This is a genomic window from Paraburkholderia sp., assembly GCF_004298475.1.
In the GTDB taxonomy this organism is placed as follows: domain Bacteria; phylum Pseudomonadota; class Gammaproteobacteria; order Burkholderiales; family Burkholderiaceae; genus Paraburkholderia; species Paraburkholderia denitrificans.
In genome coordinates this window covers 223499-239458 of record NZ_SCRP01000002.1, presented here as the reverse complement: position 1 = coordinate 239458, position 15960 = coordinate 223499, and the positions used below count along the sequence as shown (strand labels likewise).

Genomic DNA, 15960 nt, shown 5'->3' with positions numbered 1-15960 from the left:
AACCGACGCCGCCACCGCCCGTATCCACGACAGATCCCGGCTTTGCGCACCAGTATCACGAAGGTCTCCATGAAACGTTCCGCTCTCTCCCTTCACGCCACCCGAATGGCGGTGCTGGCGCTGGCTATTGGTTCGCTCGCAGGCTGCGAGTCGCTGAACGACGTGCTCGCGCCGGATCATGTCAACTACAAGGACACGCCGAGCGCGCCGCCGCTCACCGTGCCGCAGGATCTCTCGTCGGCGCCGACCGAGCAGAAGTACGTCGCACCGCCGCCGCAGGCCGGGCTCGGCAATGCGCCGAAGGGCACGGTGACGAGCGCGGGCAATACCACGCTCGGTACGCCGACCGCGCAGGATCCGCTCGGCATGCACATCGAGCGCGACGGCGACCGCCGCTGGCTCGTGATCGACGGCCGCACGCCGGACGACGTCTGGCCGATCCTGCAGACCTTCTGGCAGGAAAACGGCTTCGCGCTGGCGACCGACTCGTCGTCCACCGGCATCATGACGACCGGCTGGGCGGAAAACCGCGCCAACATTCCGGATGACTGGTTCCGCCGCACGATCGGCCGCGTGATCGACTTCGCGTATTCGTCGGGCACGCGCGACCGCTTCCGCACGCTCGTGACGCGCGGCGCAGACGGCCAGACCGACATCTCCATCACGCATTCCGCGATGGAAGAAATGCTGACGGGGCAGGAGAAGACGGGGTCGAAGTGGGTCGAGCGCCCGCGCGATCCCGCTCTCGAAGCGCTGTTCCTCTCGAAGCTGATGCAGAAGTTCGGCCTCACAGACGCACAGTCGAAGCAATTGCTGACGGACGCACGCACGTCGACGGTCGTCGCGAAAATCGACAACACTGCGGGCGGCGCCACGCTCGATCTGCCCGAGTCGTTCGACCGCGCGTGGCTGCGCGTCGGCCTCGCGCTCGACCGCACCAACTTCACGGTCGACAACCGCGACCGCGCGAAGGGCATCTACTACGTCCGCTACGCCGATTCGATGCAGGAACTAAAGGGCGACGGTCTGCTCGGCAAGCTGTTCTACAGCCCGAAGTCGGCTGCGAAGAATCAGGGGGCGGAGTTCCTCATCGCCGTTCGCGCCAAGAGCGATGTGCAAACGCAGATCGCCGTGCTCGACCAGAACGGTCAGGTGGACACGTCGACGCAAGCGCAGCGCATCGTGACGGCGCTGCACGCCCAGCTCAACTGACGCAGCCGCCGTGCGCTTTGCAAGCCTCGGCAGCGGGAGCGAGGGCAACGCGCTGGTCGTAGAAGCAGGCGGCGGCGCGAGCCCCACGCGCGTGCTGCTCGACTGCGGTTTCTCGGCGAAGGAAGTCGAGCGGCGGCTCGCGCGAGCGGGCCTGGCCGCCGATACGCTCCACGCCATCCTCATCACCCACGAACACAGCGACCATATCGGCGGCGCGCTCACGCTCGCGCGCCGCTGGTCGATTCCGCTCTACACGAGCTGGGGCACGGCGCAGGCCGTCGGCGCGGACACTGCGGGCGTCGATCTGCACGTCCTGTGGAGCGACGAAGCGGTCGAGATCGGCGCTGTGGGCGTCCTGCCTTATACGGTCCCGCACGATGCGCGCGAGCCGCTGCAGTTTGTCTTCAACGACGGGGCGAGCCGGCTCGGCGTGCTGACCGACGTCGGCGAATCGACGCCGCACATCGGCGCGGTGCTCGGAGGCTGCGATGCGCTCGTCCTCGAATGCAACCACGATGTCGCGCTGCTCGCGGCGAGCCGCTATCCGCCGTCGCTGAAGGCGCGCATCGGCGGCTCGCACGGGCACCTGAACAACGAGGCCGCTGCGCGGATTCTGGCCGGACTCGACCGCTCGAAGCTGCGCTATCTCGTCGCCGCCCACCTGAGTCAGCAAAACAACACGCCCGAACTGGCGCGCGCGGCGATGGACGGCGTGCTGGGCAACGCGGCGACAGAAATTGGGGTGGCGTCGCAGGACGAGGGGTTCGACTGGGTGGCACTCTGAGCCGCCGATCTTTGCTGAGCGATCAGGAACAAAAAAGCCCATGACAGGAGTGTCATGGGCTTTTTCATGAATCGCTTGCGGGCCGAGAGGGCCAGCAAGCGGGGCAGGTCTGCGCGCCTGGCTGCGCTCAGTTACGCTCAGTTGCGGTTACCGCCGAAGATGCCGAGCAGGGCGAGCAGGTTCGTGAAGACGTTATAGAGATCCAGATAGATTGCAAGCGTGGCCGTGATGTAGTTGGTCTCGCCGCCGTTCACCACGCGTTGCACGTCGACCAGCATGTAGGCCGAGAAAATGACGATGGCCATCACCGAGAAGGTGAGCATCAGCGCGGGCAGTTGCAGGAAGATATTCGCGACGCCGGCGAGCAGCAGCACGATCACGCCCATGAACAGCCAACGGCCGAGGCCCGCGAAATCGCGCTTGCTGACCGTCGCGACGGTGGCCATGGCGGCGAAGATGATGCCGGTGCCGCCGAAGGCGAGCATGATGAGCGACGGGCCGTTCGAAAAGTGCAGGATGACCGTCAGGAGCCGCGAGAGCATCAGGCCCATGAAGAACGTGAAGCCGAGCAGCACGAATACGCCGACGGCGCTGTCCTTGGTGCGCTCGATCGCGAACATGAAGCCGAAGGCGATTGCGAAGAACGCAAGCAGGCTCATGGCCGGGCTCGTGGCCGAAAACAGCGTGAAACCGGTGACGACGCCCACCCACGCGCCGAGCACCGTTGGCACCATCGACAGCGCGAGCAGCCAGTAGGTGTTGCGCAGTACGCGGTTGCGGGCCTCGGCCGTGATGACGGATCCGCCGCGGCCGAAGTTATACGGATACTGGTTCATGCTTTCTCCTTGCGTGAGAGGCGCCGGTTTTGATGGAGGCGCCAGGGGCGGATCCTGCGATCCGCTCCCTCGTAAGATATGCGCGCAGCCCTGGAGTTTCAACGGGTCGGCGCACTTCTTTGCGGGCCCGCGTACACGGGCCGCCGCGTCACGGGCGGTGGGCGTGGGCGCCCGTCTGGGGGGCTGTCAGGGCGCTTTTCACCGGTTTTTCACCGGTTTTTGCCCATTCTTGCCCTTTTCCAGGTCCCTTGCTCGGCCCTGTGACCGGACTTCGCACCCCGGTAACGGGGTCCAATCGCAATCATACATGGGAACATGCTACAATTGACGATTCGTTTGGACCTGTAACCTATTAATTTTCTGGAGTTTTTATGGCGATCGAACGCACCCTGTCGATTATCAAGCCGGACGCAGTGGCAAAGAACGTGATCGGCCAGATCTACAGCCGCTTCGAAAACGCTGGCCTGAAGATCATTGCCGCCCGCATGGTCCACCTCTCGCGCGCCGACGCTGAGAAGTTCTATGCTGTTCACGCAGAGCGTCCGTTCTTCAAGGACCTCGTCGAATTCATGATCTCGGGTCCGGTGATGGTGCAGGCGCTGGAAGGCGAGGACGCCATCCTGAAGAACCGCGAACTGATGGGCGCTACGGACCCGAAGAAGGCGGAAAAGGGCACGATCCGCGCCGACTTCGCCGACAGCATCGACGCCAACGCCGTGCACGGCTCGGACGCCGCTGAAACGGCTGCTGTCGAAGTCGCGTTCTTCTTCCCGCAGGTCAACGTCTACTCGCGCTAAGCGAGCCGACGAAGCAGCACCAGGTTGCGCGAACGGCAATGGCGTTCACCGTCCGTCCGAAGGCTCGCAAGACGAGCCGCATGGCCGGCCGGTGAGCCCGCGGGTTCACTCGGTTCGCACTGAAATGGCAGGATTGACCATGACGAGCAGTTCCACCGTCAACCTTCTCGATCTCGACGCCCAAGGCCTCGTCGCATACTGCGAAAGCCTCGGCGAGAAGCCGTTTCGCGCCAAACAGCTGCAACGCTGGATCCATCAGTACAACGCCGCCGACTTCGACGGCATGACGGATCTGGCGAAATCGCTGCGCGAAAAGCTCAAAGGCCGTGCCGTCATCGGCATGCCCGGCATCATCAGCGATCACGTCTCCGCCGACGGCACGCGCAAGTGGCTCGTCGACGTGGGCAACGGCAACGCCGTCGAAACCGTGTTCATCCCCGAAGAGACGCGCGGCACGCTGTGCGTGTCCTCGCAGGCGGGATGCGCGGTCAACTGCCGGTTCTGCTCCACCGGCAAGCAAGGATTCTCCCGCAATCTCACCACCGCCGAAATCATCGGCCAGCTTCGCATGGCGGAGTTCGCGCTGCGCGCGTCCCTTCTGGGCGAAGCGGGCGGCAAGGCGACCGGCGGTGAAGGCAAGGGCGAGCGCGTCATCACGAACGTCGTGATGATGGGCATGGGCGAGCCGCTCCTGAACTACGAAGCAGTCGTGCCCGCGATGCGGCTGATGCTCGACGACAACGCCTACGGCTTGTCGCGCCGGCGCGTCACGCTGTCGACTTCGGGCGTCGTGCCGATGATGGACCGTCTCGGCGCGGAGTTGCCGGTGGCGCTCGCCGTTTCGCTGCACGCGCCGAACGACGCGCTGCGCGACGAACTCGTGCCGCTCAACCGCAAGCATCCGCTGCGCGACCTGATGGCCGCGTGCCAGCGGTATCTGAAAGTCGCGCCGCGCGACTTCATCACGTTCGAGTACTGCATGCTCGACGGCGTCAACGACACGGAACAGCACGCGCGCGAATTGCTCGCGCTGACGCGGGACGTGCCGTGCAAACTCAATCTGATCCCGTTCAATCCGTTCCCCGAATCGGGCCTGCTGCGCTCGAAACCGGAGCAGATCAAGCGCTTTGCGCAGATCCTGATGGATGCGGGCGTCGTCACGACCGTGCGCAAGACGCGCGGCGACGACATCGATGCGGCCTGCGGGCAGCTTGCAGGCGAAGTGAAGGACCGCACGCACCTTGCCGAACGCAGCGCGCGCAGGGTCATTGAAGTGAGGCCGGTGCCGCATTGAGCGCACCGGCAGGGATGAGGCCCGTGCGGTTGCCCGGGGGCACAGGCCATCATCGGTAGTAGTGAAAGACAGGTAGTGAAGGACAGTTGCAGAAGCGATCGGAAGCGGCACAGAAGCCGTGCATTTTGATATAAACGGTCTGCGAATCGGGGTGGGGCACGAAGCACCCGGCAGATTCCAGGAATGAAAAGAATCGACGCAAGGATTTAGGGATGAGCGAGCCGCAGCACCCTTTCGGGACAGAGTCCAATGCAGACCGTCCGACGCCTGGCAGTGCGCCATCGCCGGTGCAGGCCGTGCCCGACACGTTGGCCGCAGCGGGTGCGCGCTTTGCGCAGCTTCGCGAGGCAAAGGGATGGGCGGTCGAGGACGTGTCGGCGCGGCTGAAGGTGTCGATCAGCAAGCTGCGCGCGCTCGAAGCAGGCGATTTGACCCAGTTGCCGGATACGACGTTCGCGCTGGGCGTCGTGCGCAGCTACGCGAAGATGCTCGACGCGGATCCGACCCCGTTCACGCAGGCGCTGCGCCGCGAGCGCGGCGTGCTGCAGCAGGATCTGTCGATGCCGGCTTCGGCGGGCGGCGGACTGCCGCGCGGCCGCGTCTCGGTCTCGCTCGGCGGCAGCGGCCCATCGCGCCGCGGTTCGTGGCTGTGGGGCGTGGCGGCGGTGATCGTTGCGGTGATCGCGATCGCCATGTGGCATACGAACAGCGGTGAATCGTCGGCGTGGTTTGCGCGCCTGAAGTCGATGGCGAACGACGCGCATGTGCAACCCAACGCCGCGACGGTGACCGAAGGCCAGACGACTGGCGCATCGGCGGCGCAGGGCGATCAGGCGCAGGCTCCGGCGGATGCCCAGGCGAGCGACGCCGCTCCGGCCAGCGCCGCGCCTGCTGCTGCGGGCAGCGCGCCGCAGGCGGCTGTGGCAGCTCCGGCGGCTCCGGCGAATGCAGCACCGACTAACGCAGCACCGGCCAATGCGGCTCCGGTAAATGCGGCTCCGGCGAATGCAGCTCCGGCTAGTGCAGCACGTGCAAACGCAGCGCCCGCTAGCGCGGCGCCTGCGGCGCACGCACCGGCCGCGAGCGCACCGGCTGCACCGGCCGCAGCAACGACGCCGGCAGCAACGACACAAGCCTCGGGCGCGGACACATCGACGTTCGCGATCCGCGTGACGCAGGACACCTGGGTCAGCGTGCGCCAGAAGGACGGCAAGGAGGTATTCTCCGGCCTGATCCACGGCAGCGACGCGCGCGAGATCGCGGGCACCGGACCGTTGAAGATTACGGTGGGCAACAAGGCCGGCATCGAATCGATGACGATCGACGGCCAGCCGGTCGACGCGTCGAAATACGCGTCGGCGCGCGGGAATGTCGCGCGCTTCGTGCTGCCCTGATAGAGATATGGCATGCGTCGCGGCCGGCTATACCGGCGGCGGCGCTTTTTCAATTCGCGCGTGGCTGCATCTGCGGTGCGCGTGAGATGTAAATGGGTTTCCCGATGCAAACCGAACAGCAATCCCCGTCCAGCATCAGCCAGATCTGTTCGAACGAGCCGATCCTTGGCGGTCACGCGCCGCGCCGCAAGTCGCATGGTGTTCATGTGCGCTGGGGCGGCAACCTCGTGACGATCGGCGGCGACGCGCCCGTGCGCGTGCAGTCGATGACGAACACCGATACCGCCGACGCGATCGGCACCGCCATCCAGATCAAGGAACTCGCCCAGGCCGGTTCCGAGCTGGTGCGCATCACCGTGAACACGCCGGAAGCGGCCGCTGCGGTTCCGGCGGTCCGCGAGCAGCTCGACCGCATGGGCGTGTCGGTGCCGCTCATCGGCGACTTCCACTACAACGGCCATCTGCTGCTGCGCGACTATCCGGGCTGTGCCGAGTCGCTCTCGAAGTACCGGATCAATCCGGGCAATGTCGGCCAGGGCGCCAAGCGCGATACGCAGTTCGCGCAGATGATCGAAGCGGCCATCAAATACGACAAGCCGGTGCGCATCGGCGTGAACTGGGGCAGTCTCGACCAGGATCTGCTCGCGAAGATGATGGACGAGAACGCCGTGCGCAGCGAGCCGTGGGAAGCGCAAAGCGTGATGTACGAAGCGCTGATCCAGTCGGCGATCGGTTCCGCGGAGCGCGCCGTCGAACTGGGCCTCGGCCGCGACAAGATCATCCTGTCGTGCAAGGTCAGCGGCGTGCAGGATCTGATCGCCGTGTACCAGCAACTCTCGAAGCGTTGCGCGTTCGCGCTGCACCTCGGCCTGACCGAGGCGGGCATGGGCTCGAAGGGCATCGTCGCTTCGACGGCTGCGCTTTCGGTGCTGCTGCAGCAAGGCATCGGCGACACGATCCGTATTTCGCTCACGCCGGAGCCGGGTGCATCGCGCACGGGCGAAGTGATCGTCGGCCAGGAAATCCTGCAGACCATGGGCCTGCGCTCGTTCATGCCGATGGTCATCGCCTGCCCGGGTTGCGGCCGCACGACCAGCACGCTCTTCCAGGAACTCGCGTCGCAGATCCAGAACTACCTGCGCGCGCAAATGCCGGTATGGCGCAGCGAATATCCGGGCGTCGAGACGATGAACGTCGCCGTGATGGGCTGCATCGTGAACGGTCCGGGCGAGTCGAAGCACGCGAACATCGGCATCAGTCTGCCCGGCTCGGGCGAGAACCCGGCGGCGCCGGTGTTCATCGACGGCGAGAAGGTCAAGACGCTGCGCGGCGAACACATTGCCGAAGAGTTCCAGAAGATCGTGAGCGACTACGTCGTGCGCAAGTACGGCAACTCCGAAGCCACGGCTTAAAGCACGGATGCGTGCACGCAGCACGGCATCGACGCGACGCACAACCGAACATCGTCAATCGCAATCAGATGACTGAACAGAAAAGTAAGCCCGAAAAGCTCGCCGGCGTGAAGGGCATGAACGACATCCTGCCGCAGGAAGCCGGGCTGTGGGAATTCTTCGAAGCAACCGTGAAGTCGATGCTCCGTTCGTACGGATACCAGAACATCCGCACGCCGATCCTCGAGCACACGCAACTCTTTACGCGCGGCATCGGCGAAGTGACCGACATCGTCGAAAAGGAGATGTACAGCTTCACCGACGCGCTGAACGGCGAAAATCTCACGCTGCGCCCGGAGAACACGGCGGCGGTGGTGCGCGCGTCGATCGAGCACAACATGCTCTACGACGGCCCGAAGCGCCTGTGGTACATCGGCCCGATGTTTCGCCATGAGCGTCCGCAGCGCGGGCGCTATCGCCAGTTTCACCAGGTCGGCGTCGAGGCGCTCGGCTTCGCGGGCCCGGATGCCGACGCGGAAATCATCCTGATGTGCCAGCGCCTGTGGGACGACCTCGGTCTCACCGGCATCAAGCTCGAACTCAATTCGCTGGGCCTTGCCGAAGAGCGTGCCGCGCATCGCGTCGAGCTGATCAGGTATCTGGAGCAACACGCCGAGCTGCTCGACGAGGACGGCAAGCGTCGTCTCTACACCAACCCGCTGCGCGTGCTCGACACGAAGAACCCGGCGCTGCAGGAAGTGGCGAACAACGCGCCGAAGCTGATCGATTACCTCGGCGAGCAGTCGCGTGCTCACTTCGAGGGGCTCCAGCGCATCCTCAAGGCGAACAACATTCCCTTCACGGTCAACCCGCGTCTCGTGCGCGGTCTCGATTACTACAATCTGACCGTGTTCGAGTGGGTTACTGACAAGCTCGGCGCGCAGGGCACGGTTGCCGCGGGTGGCCGCTACGATCCGCTGATCGAGCAACTGGGCGGCAAGCCGACGGCGGCTTGCGGCTGGGCGATGGGTGTCGAGCGCATCCTCGAACTGCTCAAGGAAGACGACCTCGTGTCGGAAGCAGAAGGTTGCGATGTCTACGTTGTCCATCAGGGCGACGCGGCGCGCGAGCAGGCCTTCATCGTGGCGGAGCGTCTGCGCGACACCGGTCTCGACGTGATCCTGCACTGCAGCGCCGACGGCCAGGCAGCGAGCTTCAAGTCGCAGATGAAGCGCGCGGACGCAAGCGGCGCAGCGTTCGCCGTCGTGCTCGGCGAGGACGAGGTGGCGCAGGGCGTGGTGGGCGTGAAGCCGTTGCGCGGGACCGCTGCCGACGCGCGCAACGAGCAGCAAACCGTCGCGCTTGAAGACTTGACCGAATATCTAATCAATGCGATGGTTGCATCCGCCGAAGATGGCGACGACTGATCGCGGCCGGCTTGAACAACCCGCACGGCGCACCTGATAGACGAAACGGATGCGCCAGGATGGCTAAAAAACGAGGAATCGCGACGCGATGAGTTACCACGACGAACAGGAATCGATCGAGAGCTTCAAGGCATGGTGGGCGCAGTGGGGCAACTCCACCACGTGGGCCGTGCTGATCGTTCTGCTCGGGCTCGCTGCGTGGAACGGCTGGAATTTCTGGCAGCGCCGCCACGCGGCCGAGGCTGCCGTGCTGTACGACCAGGTGCAGCAGGCGGCCTCGGGTGGTGCGATGGGTGGTGCGATGGGTGGTGATAAGGCCGTGCTGACGCGCGTTGCATCCGACATGGAAGACCGCTTTGGCGGCACTGCGTACGCGCAGATGACGGCGCTGACGGTGGCGAAGTCGCTTTATGTGGCGGGCGACACGGCCGGCGCGAAAGCACAACTGCAGTGGGCCGCCGACCATGCGAAGGACAATGAATTCCGCCAGATCGCGAAACTGCGTCTTGCGTCGCTGCTGCTCGACGAAAAGGCCTACGATCAGGGCCTCGCGCTGATTCCCCAGCCGGATTCGGGTCCGTTCAAGGGCCTCGTCGCCGATGGCCGCGGCGACCTGCTTGCCGCTGCCGGCAAGCACGACGATGCGCGCGCCGCCTACAAGCTCGCGCTCGACAGCTTGCCGAAAAGCGATGCGTCCGAGCGTCAGCTGGTCCAGTTCAAGCTGGACGCGCTCGGCGGCTAATCCGCGTGCTCTCAGCCATTCTCCATAAACCAACTACATTGATGCTTCGTTCACCGATGAATCTGCTGAAACGATACGTTGTGCCCGCCGCCTGTGCATTGACGGTCCTGGCGCTGACGGCCTGCTCGTCGGGCAAGGGCGCGAGCCACGTGCCGACGCCGCTCACCCAGTTCAAGCCGGTGCTCAACGTCCAGCAGGTATGGAAAGCGGGCGTCGGCAAGGCCGGCCGCTATCTGTTCTCGCCAGTCGCCGTCGGCGACGCCGTGTTTGCGGCGGGCGAGAACGGCTCGGTCGCGAAGTTCGACGCGCAGACCGGCAAGGAAATCTGGAGCACGAAGCTCAAGGACGACATTTCGGCGGGTGTCGGCAGCGACGGCAATCTGACCGCTGTCGGTGGCCTGAAGGGCCAGGTCTATGTGCTCGACGCGAACGGCAAGCTTTCGTGGCAAGCCACCGCGCCCGGCGAAATCATCTCGCCGCCGCTCGTCGGCAACGGCCTCGTGGTCGTGCGTACGATCGACGGTCAGATCGTCGGCTTCAATGCGCAGACGGGCGAGCAGAAGTGGACCTACCGCAACCGTGCGGTTCCGCTCAATCTGCGCGTGTCGGCCGGCATGACGTTCGCGGGCGACCAGGCCGTGCTCGCAGGCTTCCCGGGCGGCGGGTTCGCCGCGCTCAACCTCACGACGGGCGACGCGTTCTGGGAAACGCCGGTGTCCTATCCGAAGGGCGTGACGGAAGTCGAGCGCATCAACGACGTGAGCGGCCCGCCGACGCTGGTTGGCGCCATGACGTGCGCGGTCACGTTCCAGGGGCAGCTCGCCTGCTTCGATGCGAATTCGGGCCGCGTAATCTGGCAAAAGCCGTTCTCGAGCGTGAGCGGCATCGCCCAGGACGAGAACACCGTGGTCGGCGCAGACGATACGTCGATCGTGCATGCGTACAACGTTTCGACGGGTACGCAGACGTGGGTCACGAACAAGCTCAAGGACCGCGGTCTCAGCGTGCCGGTCGTGCTCGGCCACGCGGTCGTGCTCGGCGACTTCCAGGGCTATGTGCACTTCCTGTCGCTGGACGACGGCAGCTTCGTGGCGCGCGTGAAAACCGACGGCAGCCCGATTACCGCAGCGCCGGTCCTGGCCGGCAACACGCTCGTCGTCCAGACGAAGAAGGGCAACCTGTTCGGTCTGCGTCCGCAGTAAGCGGCAACCCGCGCTGCCCGGCTCGTGTGGCCAGGCGGCGCCAGAGTCATTCTTCGAAGGCGGCGGGTCGGCCAGACCGCACGTCGCCTGATCCAGGCCGGCTTATGCCGGCCGCACGCATTTTTTGAACTGATGCGTTGAAAGCGGGCGCGGGCTTCCCGGCTGCGGCCCGCCCGTCTGTCCGGCACCGGCCGGACTGGTGCGATATACCGGTCGCACGCCTCGCCCCGGCATCGGGCGATTTTCGTGATAATTTGCAAGTGATGCAGCCCTGCAAGCGCAGAGCGTTGCCGCGCCTTACCGTAGAAAACATCAGATGAAACCCGTAATCGCCCTTGTCGGGCGCCCCAATGTGGGGAAATCCACGCTGTTCAACCGGCTCACGCGCTCGCGCGACGCGCTGGTGGCCGACCTGCCCGGCCTCACGCGCGACCGTCACTACGGCGAGGGGCGCGTGGGCGATCGTCCGTACCTCGTGGTCGATACCGGCGGCTTCGAGCCCGTCGCGAAAGACGGCATCCTGCACGAGATGGCGCGCCAGACGCGCCAGGCGGTGGAAGAGGCGGACATCGTCGTGTTCATCTGCGACGGCCGCAACGGACTCGCGCCGCAGGACAAGCACATCGCCGACTATCTGCGCAAAACCGGCCGGCCGATCTACCTCGTAGTCAACAAGGCCGAGGGCATGAAATACAGTGCCGTCGCCGCCGATTTCTACGAACTCGGACTGGGCGACCCGCGTGCGATTTCCGCCGCGCACGGCGACGGCGTGACCGAGATGATCAACGAGGCGCTCGACGACGCCTACGCCGGTCAGCCGGAAGAAAGTGAAGAGGACGCCGAAAAGCATGGCGTGAAGATCGCAATCGTCGGGCGTCCGAACGTCGGCAAGTCGACGCTCGTGAACACGCTGCTCGGCGAAGACCGCGTGATTGCGTTCGACATGCCGGGCACCACGCGCGACTCGATCTACATCGACTTCGAGCGCGGGGGCAAGAAATACACGCTCATCGACACGGCGGGCCTGCGCCGGCGCGGGAAGGTGTTCGAGGCGATCGAGAAGTTCTCCGTCGTGAAGACCCTGCAGTCGATTTCGGATGCGAATGTCGTGGTCATGATGCTCGACGCGCAGCAGGAAATCTCCGACCAGGATGCGCACATCGCCGGTTTCGTGGTGGAGCAGGGCCGTGCGCTCGTGGTGGGCGTGAACAAGTGGGACGGTCTCGACGATCACGCCCGTGATCGCGTCAAGCACCATCTGGAGCGCAAGCTGAAATTCCTCGACTTCGCCAAGTTTCACTTCATTTCGGCAACGGAGAATTTCGGAGTCGGCGCGTTGATGCGCTCGGTGGACGCGGCCTATGCCGCTGCGATGGCCAAGCTGCCCACGCCGCGCCTCACGCGTGCGCTGATCGAGGCCGTGCAGTTCCAGCAGCCGCGCCGCCGCGGCCCGGTGCGTCCGAAGCTGCGCTACGCGCACCAGGGGGGACAGAACCCGCCGATTATCGTGATTCACGGCAATGCGCTCGATGCCGTCACGGAGACCTACAAGCGCTATCTGGAAAATCGCTTCCGGGAAACTTTCTCGCTGACCGGGACTCCATTGCGCATAGAGTTTCGTTCCTCGACGAACCCCTACACCGAGAAAAACTAGGCTGCGTTCGCTGGCGCGCACACCGTCCTGGCCGGACGGGTGTGATCCGCGCGGGTGAACGAGAATCAGCTATAGTGTAGCGATTGGCGCCGAATCCCTTTTTCGTCGGCGTCGTCCCAAGTTAAACCCGCAAAAAAATACGGAGTTTGCTATGAGCAACAAAGGGCAACTGTTACAAGACCCGTTTTTGAACGCGCTGCGCAAGGAGCACGTGCCTGTTTCGATCTACCTGGTCAACGGCATCAAGCTTCAAGGGAACATTGAATCGTTCGACCAGTACGTCGTGTTGCTCCGTAATACGGTTACGCAGATGGTGTACAAGCACGCCATTTCCACGGTCGTCCCCGCCCGTCCGGTGAACTTCCACCCGGATTCGGAAACGGCCTGACCCACGGCACGGCCGGTCCGGGGCGCCCGAAAGGCGAGCCGGCCCGGCCGTTTCCATTTTGATACCCGCTAATTTGACCAACGCCGCACTCGTCGGCATCGACTTTGGCAAGACCGATTTCGAAGCCGGCCTCGAAGAACTCAGCCTGCTCGCACAAAGTGCGGGCGCCCGTCCCGCCGTTACGCTCACCGGCCGACGCTCGAGCCCCGACGCCGCCATGTTCATCGGCAGCGGCAAAGCCGATGAACTGCGTCTCGCCTGCGAGGCGAACGACGTCGAAATCGTCATCTTCAATCACGCGCTGTCGCCCGCCCAGCAACGCAACCTGGAGCGCGCACTCGACCGCCGCGTGGTCGATCGCACGAGCCTGATCCTCGATATCTTTGCGCAGCGCGCCCGCAGCCACGAAGGCAAGCTGCAGGTCGAGCTCGCGCAGCTCCAGTACCTCGCCACACGGCTCGTGCGCGCATGGACCCACCTTGAGCGTCAGAAAGGCGGTATCGGCTTGCGCGGCCCAGGCGAAACCCAGCTCGAAACCGACCGCCGGCTCATCGGCGAACGCATCAAGATGCTGCAGGGGCGCCTCGCGAAGCTGCGCCGCCAGCACGGCACGCAACGCCGCCAGCGCCAGCGCAACCAGACGATGTCGGTATCGCTCGTCGGTTATACGAATGCGGGCAAGTCCACGCTGTTCAATGCGCTCACCAAGGCGCAGGCGTATGCCGCCGACCAGTTGTTCGCAACCCTCGATACGACTTCGCGGCGCCTGTGGCTCGGCGGCGAGGTCGGCCAGATCGTGCTGTCGGACACCGTTGGTTTCATCCGCGAGCTGCCTCACCAGCTGGTTGCCGCGTTCCGTGCGACGCTCGAGGAAACCATCCAGGCCGATCTTCTGCTGCACGTGGTCGATGCGTCGAGTGCGGTGCGTCTTGACCAGATCGATCAGGTCAACGGAGTGTTGCACGATATCGGGGCGGATTCGATCCGCCAGGTGCTGGTGTTCAACAAGATCGATGCCGTGCCTGAACTGGCGGCCCGCGGCGGGACGGTCGAGCGGGACGAATATGGTAATATTTCGCGCGTCTTTTTGAGCGCGCGAACAGGCGTCGGGCTGGATACGCTGCGCGCTGCCATCGCAGAAATTGCGACTGCGGAGCCGCTTGTCGACGCTTCGCAGCCTTCGCAGCGGTTTGGCGCCGACTGGGACGCGCTGCCCCATGAGCCTCGCAGGGAACCGGAACACGGCCGCTGAGCTACGATCAGCCACAATGAGCCACAATCAGCCTGGTTCGGAACGGCTCGAACCGGAAGGCTTGAACCGTGCGGCCACCCCGCAATACCTGGCAAAAGCAGGCGAAAACTGGCGAAAGCCACACGCATTGACCCGCTGTCTACTCTGGTGAACGAACACAGGTGAACGATTACAACAAGCGGACTGGCTGGCAGCGTGCGCGCGCCATTCTCACGTTGAACGACCCTCGCTGGGGCCGTGGTGACGGCAATGGTCACCGCGCGGACGATTCGCGCCGCCCGCCCGGCAAGAACGGGCGGAACGACGACAGGGGCGGCGATCAGGGCGACGGTCCGCCCGATCTCGACGAAATGTGGCGCGACTTCAACCGCCGCCTCACGGTATTCTTCGGACGCAAGGGCCAGGGCCCGGGCGCTCCCGGTCCTCGCCCCGACAACGGGCACGGGGCGCGCATCGGCGTCGGCATCGTGCTCGGCGTGCTGATTGCGATCTATCTCGGCAGCGGGGTGTTTGTCGTCCAGGACGGGCAGGCCGGTGTCGTGCTTCAGTTTGGCCAGTATCGTCAGACCGTCGGCCAGGGCGTGCACTGGCGCTTGCCGTTTCCGTTCCAGACGCAGGAAATCGTGAACGTCGGCGAGATCCGTGCTGTCGAGATCGGCCGCAGCAACCTCGTGCGTCCGGCCAACGTGAAAGATGCGGCGGTGCTCACGCACGACGGCGACATTCTCGACGTGCGCTTCACGGTACAGTACCAGGTGAAGCAGCCCACCGATTATCTTTTCCGCAGCGCCGATCCCGATCTCACCGTCACGCAGGTCGCGCAGAACGCGGTGCGCACGGTCGTGGGCGCGCGCAGCACGAGCGATCTGCTCTACGCGGACCGCGAGCCGATCCGCGCGCAGCTTGCCGATGCGATCCAGCATGCGCTCGACCAATACAAGACCGGCCTCGCCGTGACCGGCGTGACGATTCAGAGCGTACAGGCGCCCGAACAGGTGCAGGCTGCATTCGACGACGCCGCGCGCGCGCACCAGGAGCGCGAGCACGCGAAGCGTGACGCTCAGGCTTACGCGGACCAGTTGCTCCCGCAAGCGCAGGCTGACGGCGCACGCATGATCGACGATGCCAAGGCCTACAGCGAGCGTGTCGTCGCGCGGGCAACGGGCGACGCCCAGCGCTTCAAGCAGGTGTACGAGCAATACTCGAAGGCGCCGGCCGTGATTCGCACGCGCATGTATCTGGAGACCATGCAGCATATCTACTCGAATACGACGAAGGTGTTCGTCGACAGCAAGGCGGGCAACAGTGTGATCAATCTGCCGCTCGACAAGATCGCCGAAGCGACGCGCCAGCGCACGGCTGCCGCCGCTGCCGCCGCGGGGATTACCGGAGCGCCGGGCGCTGCAGCAGCCGCGCCCGGAGCATCGGCCCCCGCCGCGAGCGAAGCGCAGCAGTCCGGCGCCGCGCAGCCGGGCGCCGCGGCTTCGCCCGCAGCGTCGGCGAGCGCCCCCGGCAACGAGTCGTTACGGTCGCGTGACGCGTTCCGCAATCGCGGTCGCGAAGACGACGTGCAGTAACGGAGCGCTC

Annotated in this window: 14 protein-coding genes; 13 read left to right on the top strand and 1 reads right to left on the bottom strand. The window is 65.0% G+C overall.

All coding sequences use genetic code 11. The features are described from left to right. Positions 1-69: 69 nt before the first annotated feature. Together bamC and EPN59_RS01205 are read left to right on the top strand one after the other, a co-directional pair. Positions 70-1212 (top strand): outer membrane protein assembly factor BamC, encoded by a 1143-nt coding sequence (bamC, locus tag EPN59_RS01210; RefSeq protein WP_293034091.1) that lies wholly within the window; start codon positions 70-72, stop codon positions 1210-1212. Positions 1213-1222: 10 nt separating this feature from the next. Continuing rightward, positions 1223-1996: an MBL fold metallo-hydrolase gene (locus EPN59_RS01205; RefSeq protein WP_293034090.1), complete on the top strand. Its 774-nt coding sequence runs from the start codon at positions 1223-1225 to the stop codon at positions 1994-1996. 137 nt (positions 1997-2133) lie between these two features. Here EPN59_RS01205 and EPN59_RS01200 read toward each other — a convergent pair whose 3' ends face one another. Then, complete coding sequence (locus EPN59_RS01200) at positions 2134-2832, bottom strand: Bax inhibitor-1/YccA family protein (RefSeq protein WP_293034089.1); 699 nt, start codon at positions 2830-2832, stop codon at positions 2134-2136. A 371-nt stretch (positions 2833-3203) separates the two neighbouring features. On the opposite strand from EPN59_RS01200, the gene ndk reads away from it, so the two are divergent. The 11 genes from ndk to hflK all read left to right on the top strand — a co-directional run bounded on the left by ndk (position 3204) and on the right by hflK (position 15950). Continuing rightward, entirely contained in the window at positions 3204-3629 is a 426-nt protein-coding gene (gene ndk, locus EPN59_RS01195; RefSeq protein ID WP_293034088.1) for a nucleoside-diphosphate kinase, read from the top strand. Positions 3630-3768: 139 nt separating this feature from the next. Continuing rightward, complete coding sequence (rlmN, locus tag EPN59_RS01190) at positions 3769-4923, top strand: 23S rRNA (adenine(2503)-C(2))-methyltransferase RlmN (protein WP_293034087.1); 1155 nt, start codon at positions 3769-3771, stop codon at positions 4921-4923. A gap of 212 nt (positions 4924-5135) precedes the next feature. After that, on the top strand, positions 5136-6317 hold the full coding sequence (locus tag EPN59_RS01185; RefSeq protein WP_293034086.1) for a helix-turn-helix domain-containing protein: 1182 nt from the start codon (positions 5136-5138) through the stop codon (positions 6315-6317). A 104-nt stretch (positions 6318-6421) separates the two neighbouring features. Further along, the gene (gene ispG / locus EPN59_RS01180; protein WP_293034097.1) at positions 6422-7729 is read left to right on the top strand and encodes a flavodoxin-dependent (E)-4-hydroxy-3-methylbut-2-enyl-diphosphate synthase; all 1308 of its coding nucleotides are present in this window, start codon (positions 6422-6424) and stop codon (positions 7727-7729) included. Positions 7730-7797: 68 nt separating this feature from the next. Further along, positions 7798-9135, top strand: a complete 1338-nt coding sequence (gene hisS / locus EPN59_RS01175; RefSeq protein ID WP_293034085.1) for a histidine--tRNA ligase — start codon at positions 7798-7800, stop codon at positions 9133-9135. Between the two features lie 88 nt (positions 9136-9223). After that, positions 9224-9877, top strand: a complete 654-nt coding sequence (locus tag EPN59_RS01170; RefSeq protein WP_293034084.1) for a tetratricopeptide repeat protein — start codon at positions 9224-9226, stop codon at positions 9875-9877. A gap of 56 nt (positions 9878-9933) precedes the next feature. Continuing rightward, entirely contained in the window at positions 9934-11079 is a 1146-nt protein-coding gene (gene bamB / locus EPN59_RS01165; protein ID WP_293034083.1) for an outer membrane protein assembly factor BamB, read from the top strand. A 316-nt stretch (positions 11080-11395) separates the two neighbouring features. After that, the gene (gene der, locus EPN59_RS01160; RefSeq protein WP_293034082.1) at positions 11396-12733 is read left to right on the top strand and encodes a ribosome biogenesis GTPase Der; all 1338 of its coding nucleotides are present in this window, start codon (positions 11396-11398) and stop codon (positions 12731-12733) included. Positions 12734-12884: 151 nt separating this feature from the next. Continuing rightward, complete coding sequence (gene hfq / locus EPN59_RS01155; RefSeq protein WP_102608263.1) at positions 12885-13121, top strand: RNA chaperone Hfq; 237 nt, start codon at positions 12885-12887, stop codon at positions 13119-13121. A 58-nt stretch (positions 13122-13179) separates the two neighbouring features. Continuing rightward, positions 13180-14373: a GTPase HflX gene (gene hflX / locus EPN59_RS01150; RefSeq protein ID WP_363928525.1), complete on the top strand. Its 1194-nt coding sequence runs from the start codon at positions 13180-13182 to the stop codon at positions 14371-14373. A 161-nt stretch (positions 14374-14534) separates the two neighbouring features. After that, entirely contained in the window at positions 14535-15950 is a 1416-nt protein-coding gene (hflK, locus tag EPN59_RS01145; RefSeq protein WP_293034080.1) for an FtsH protease activity modulator HflK, read from the top strand. The last annotated feature ends 10 nt before the right edge of the window (positions 15951-15960 follow it).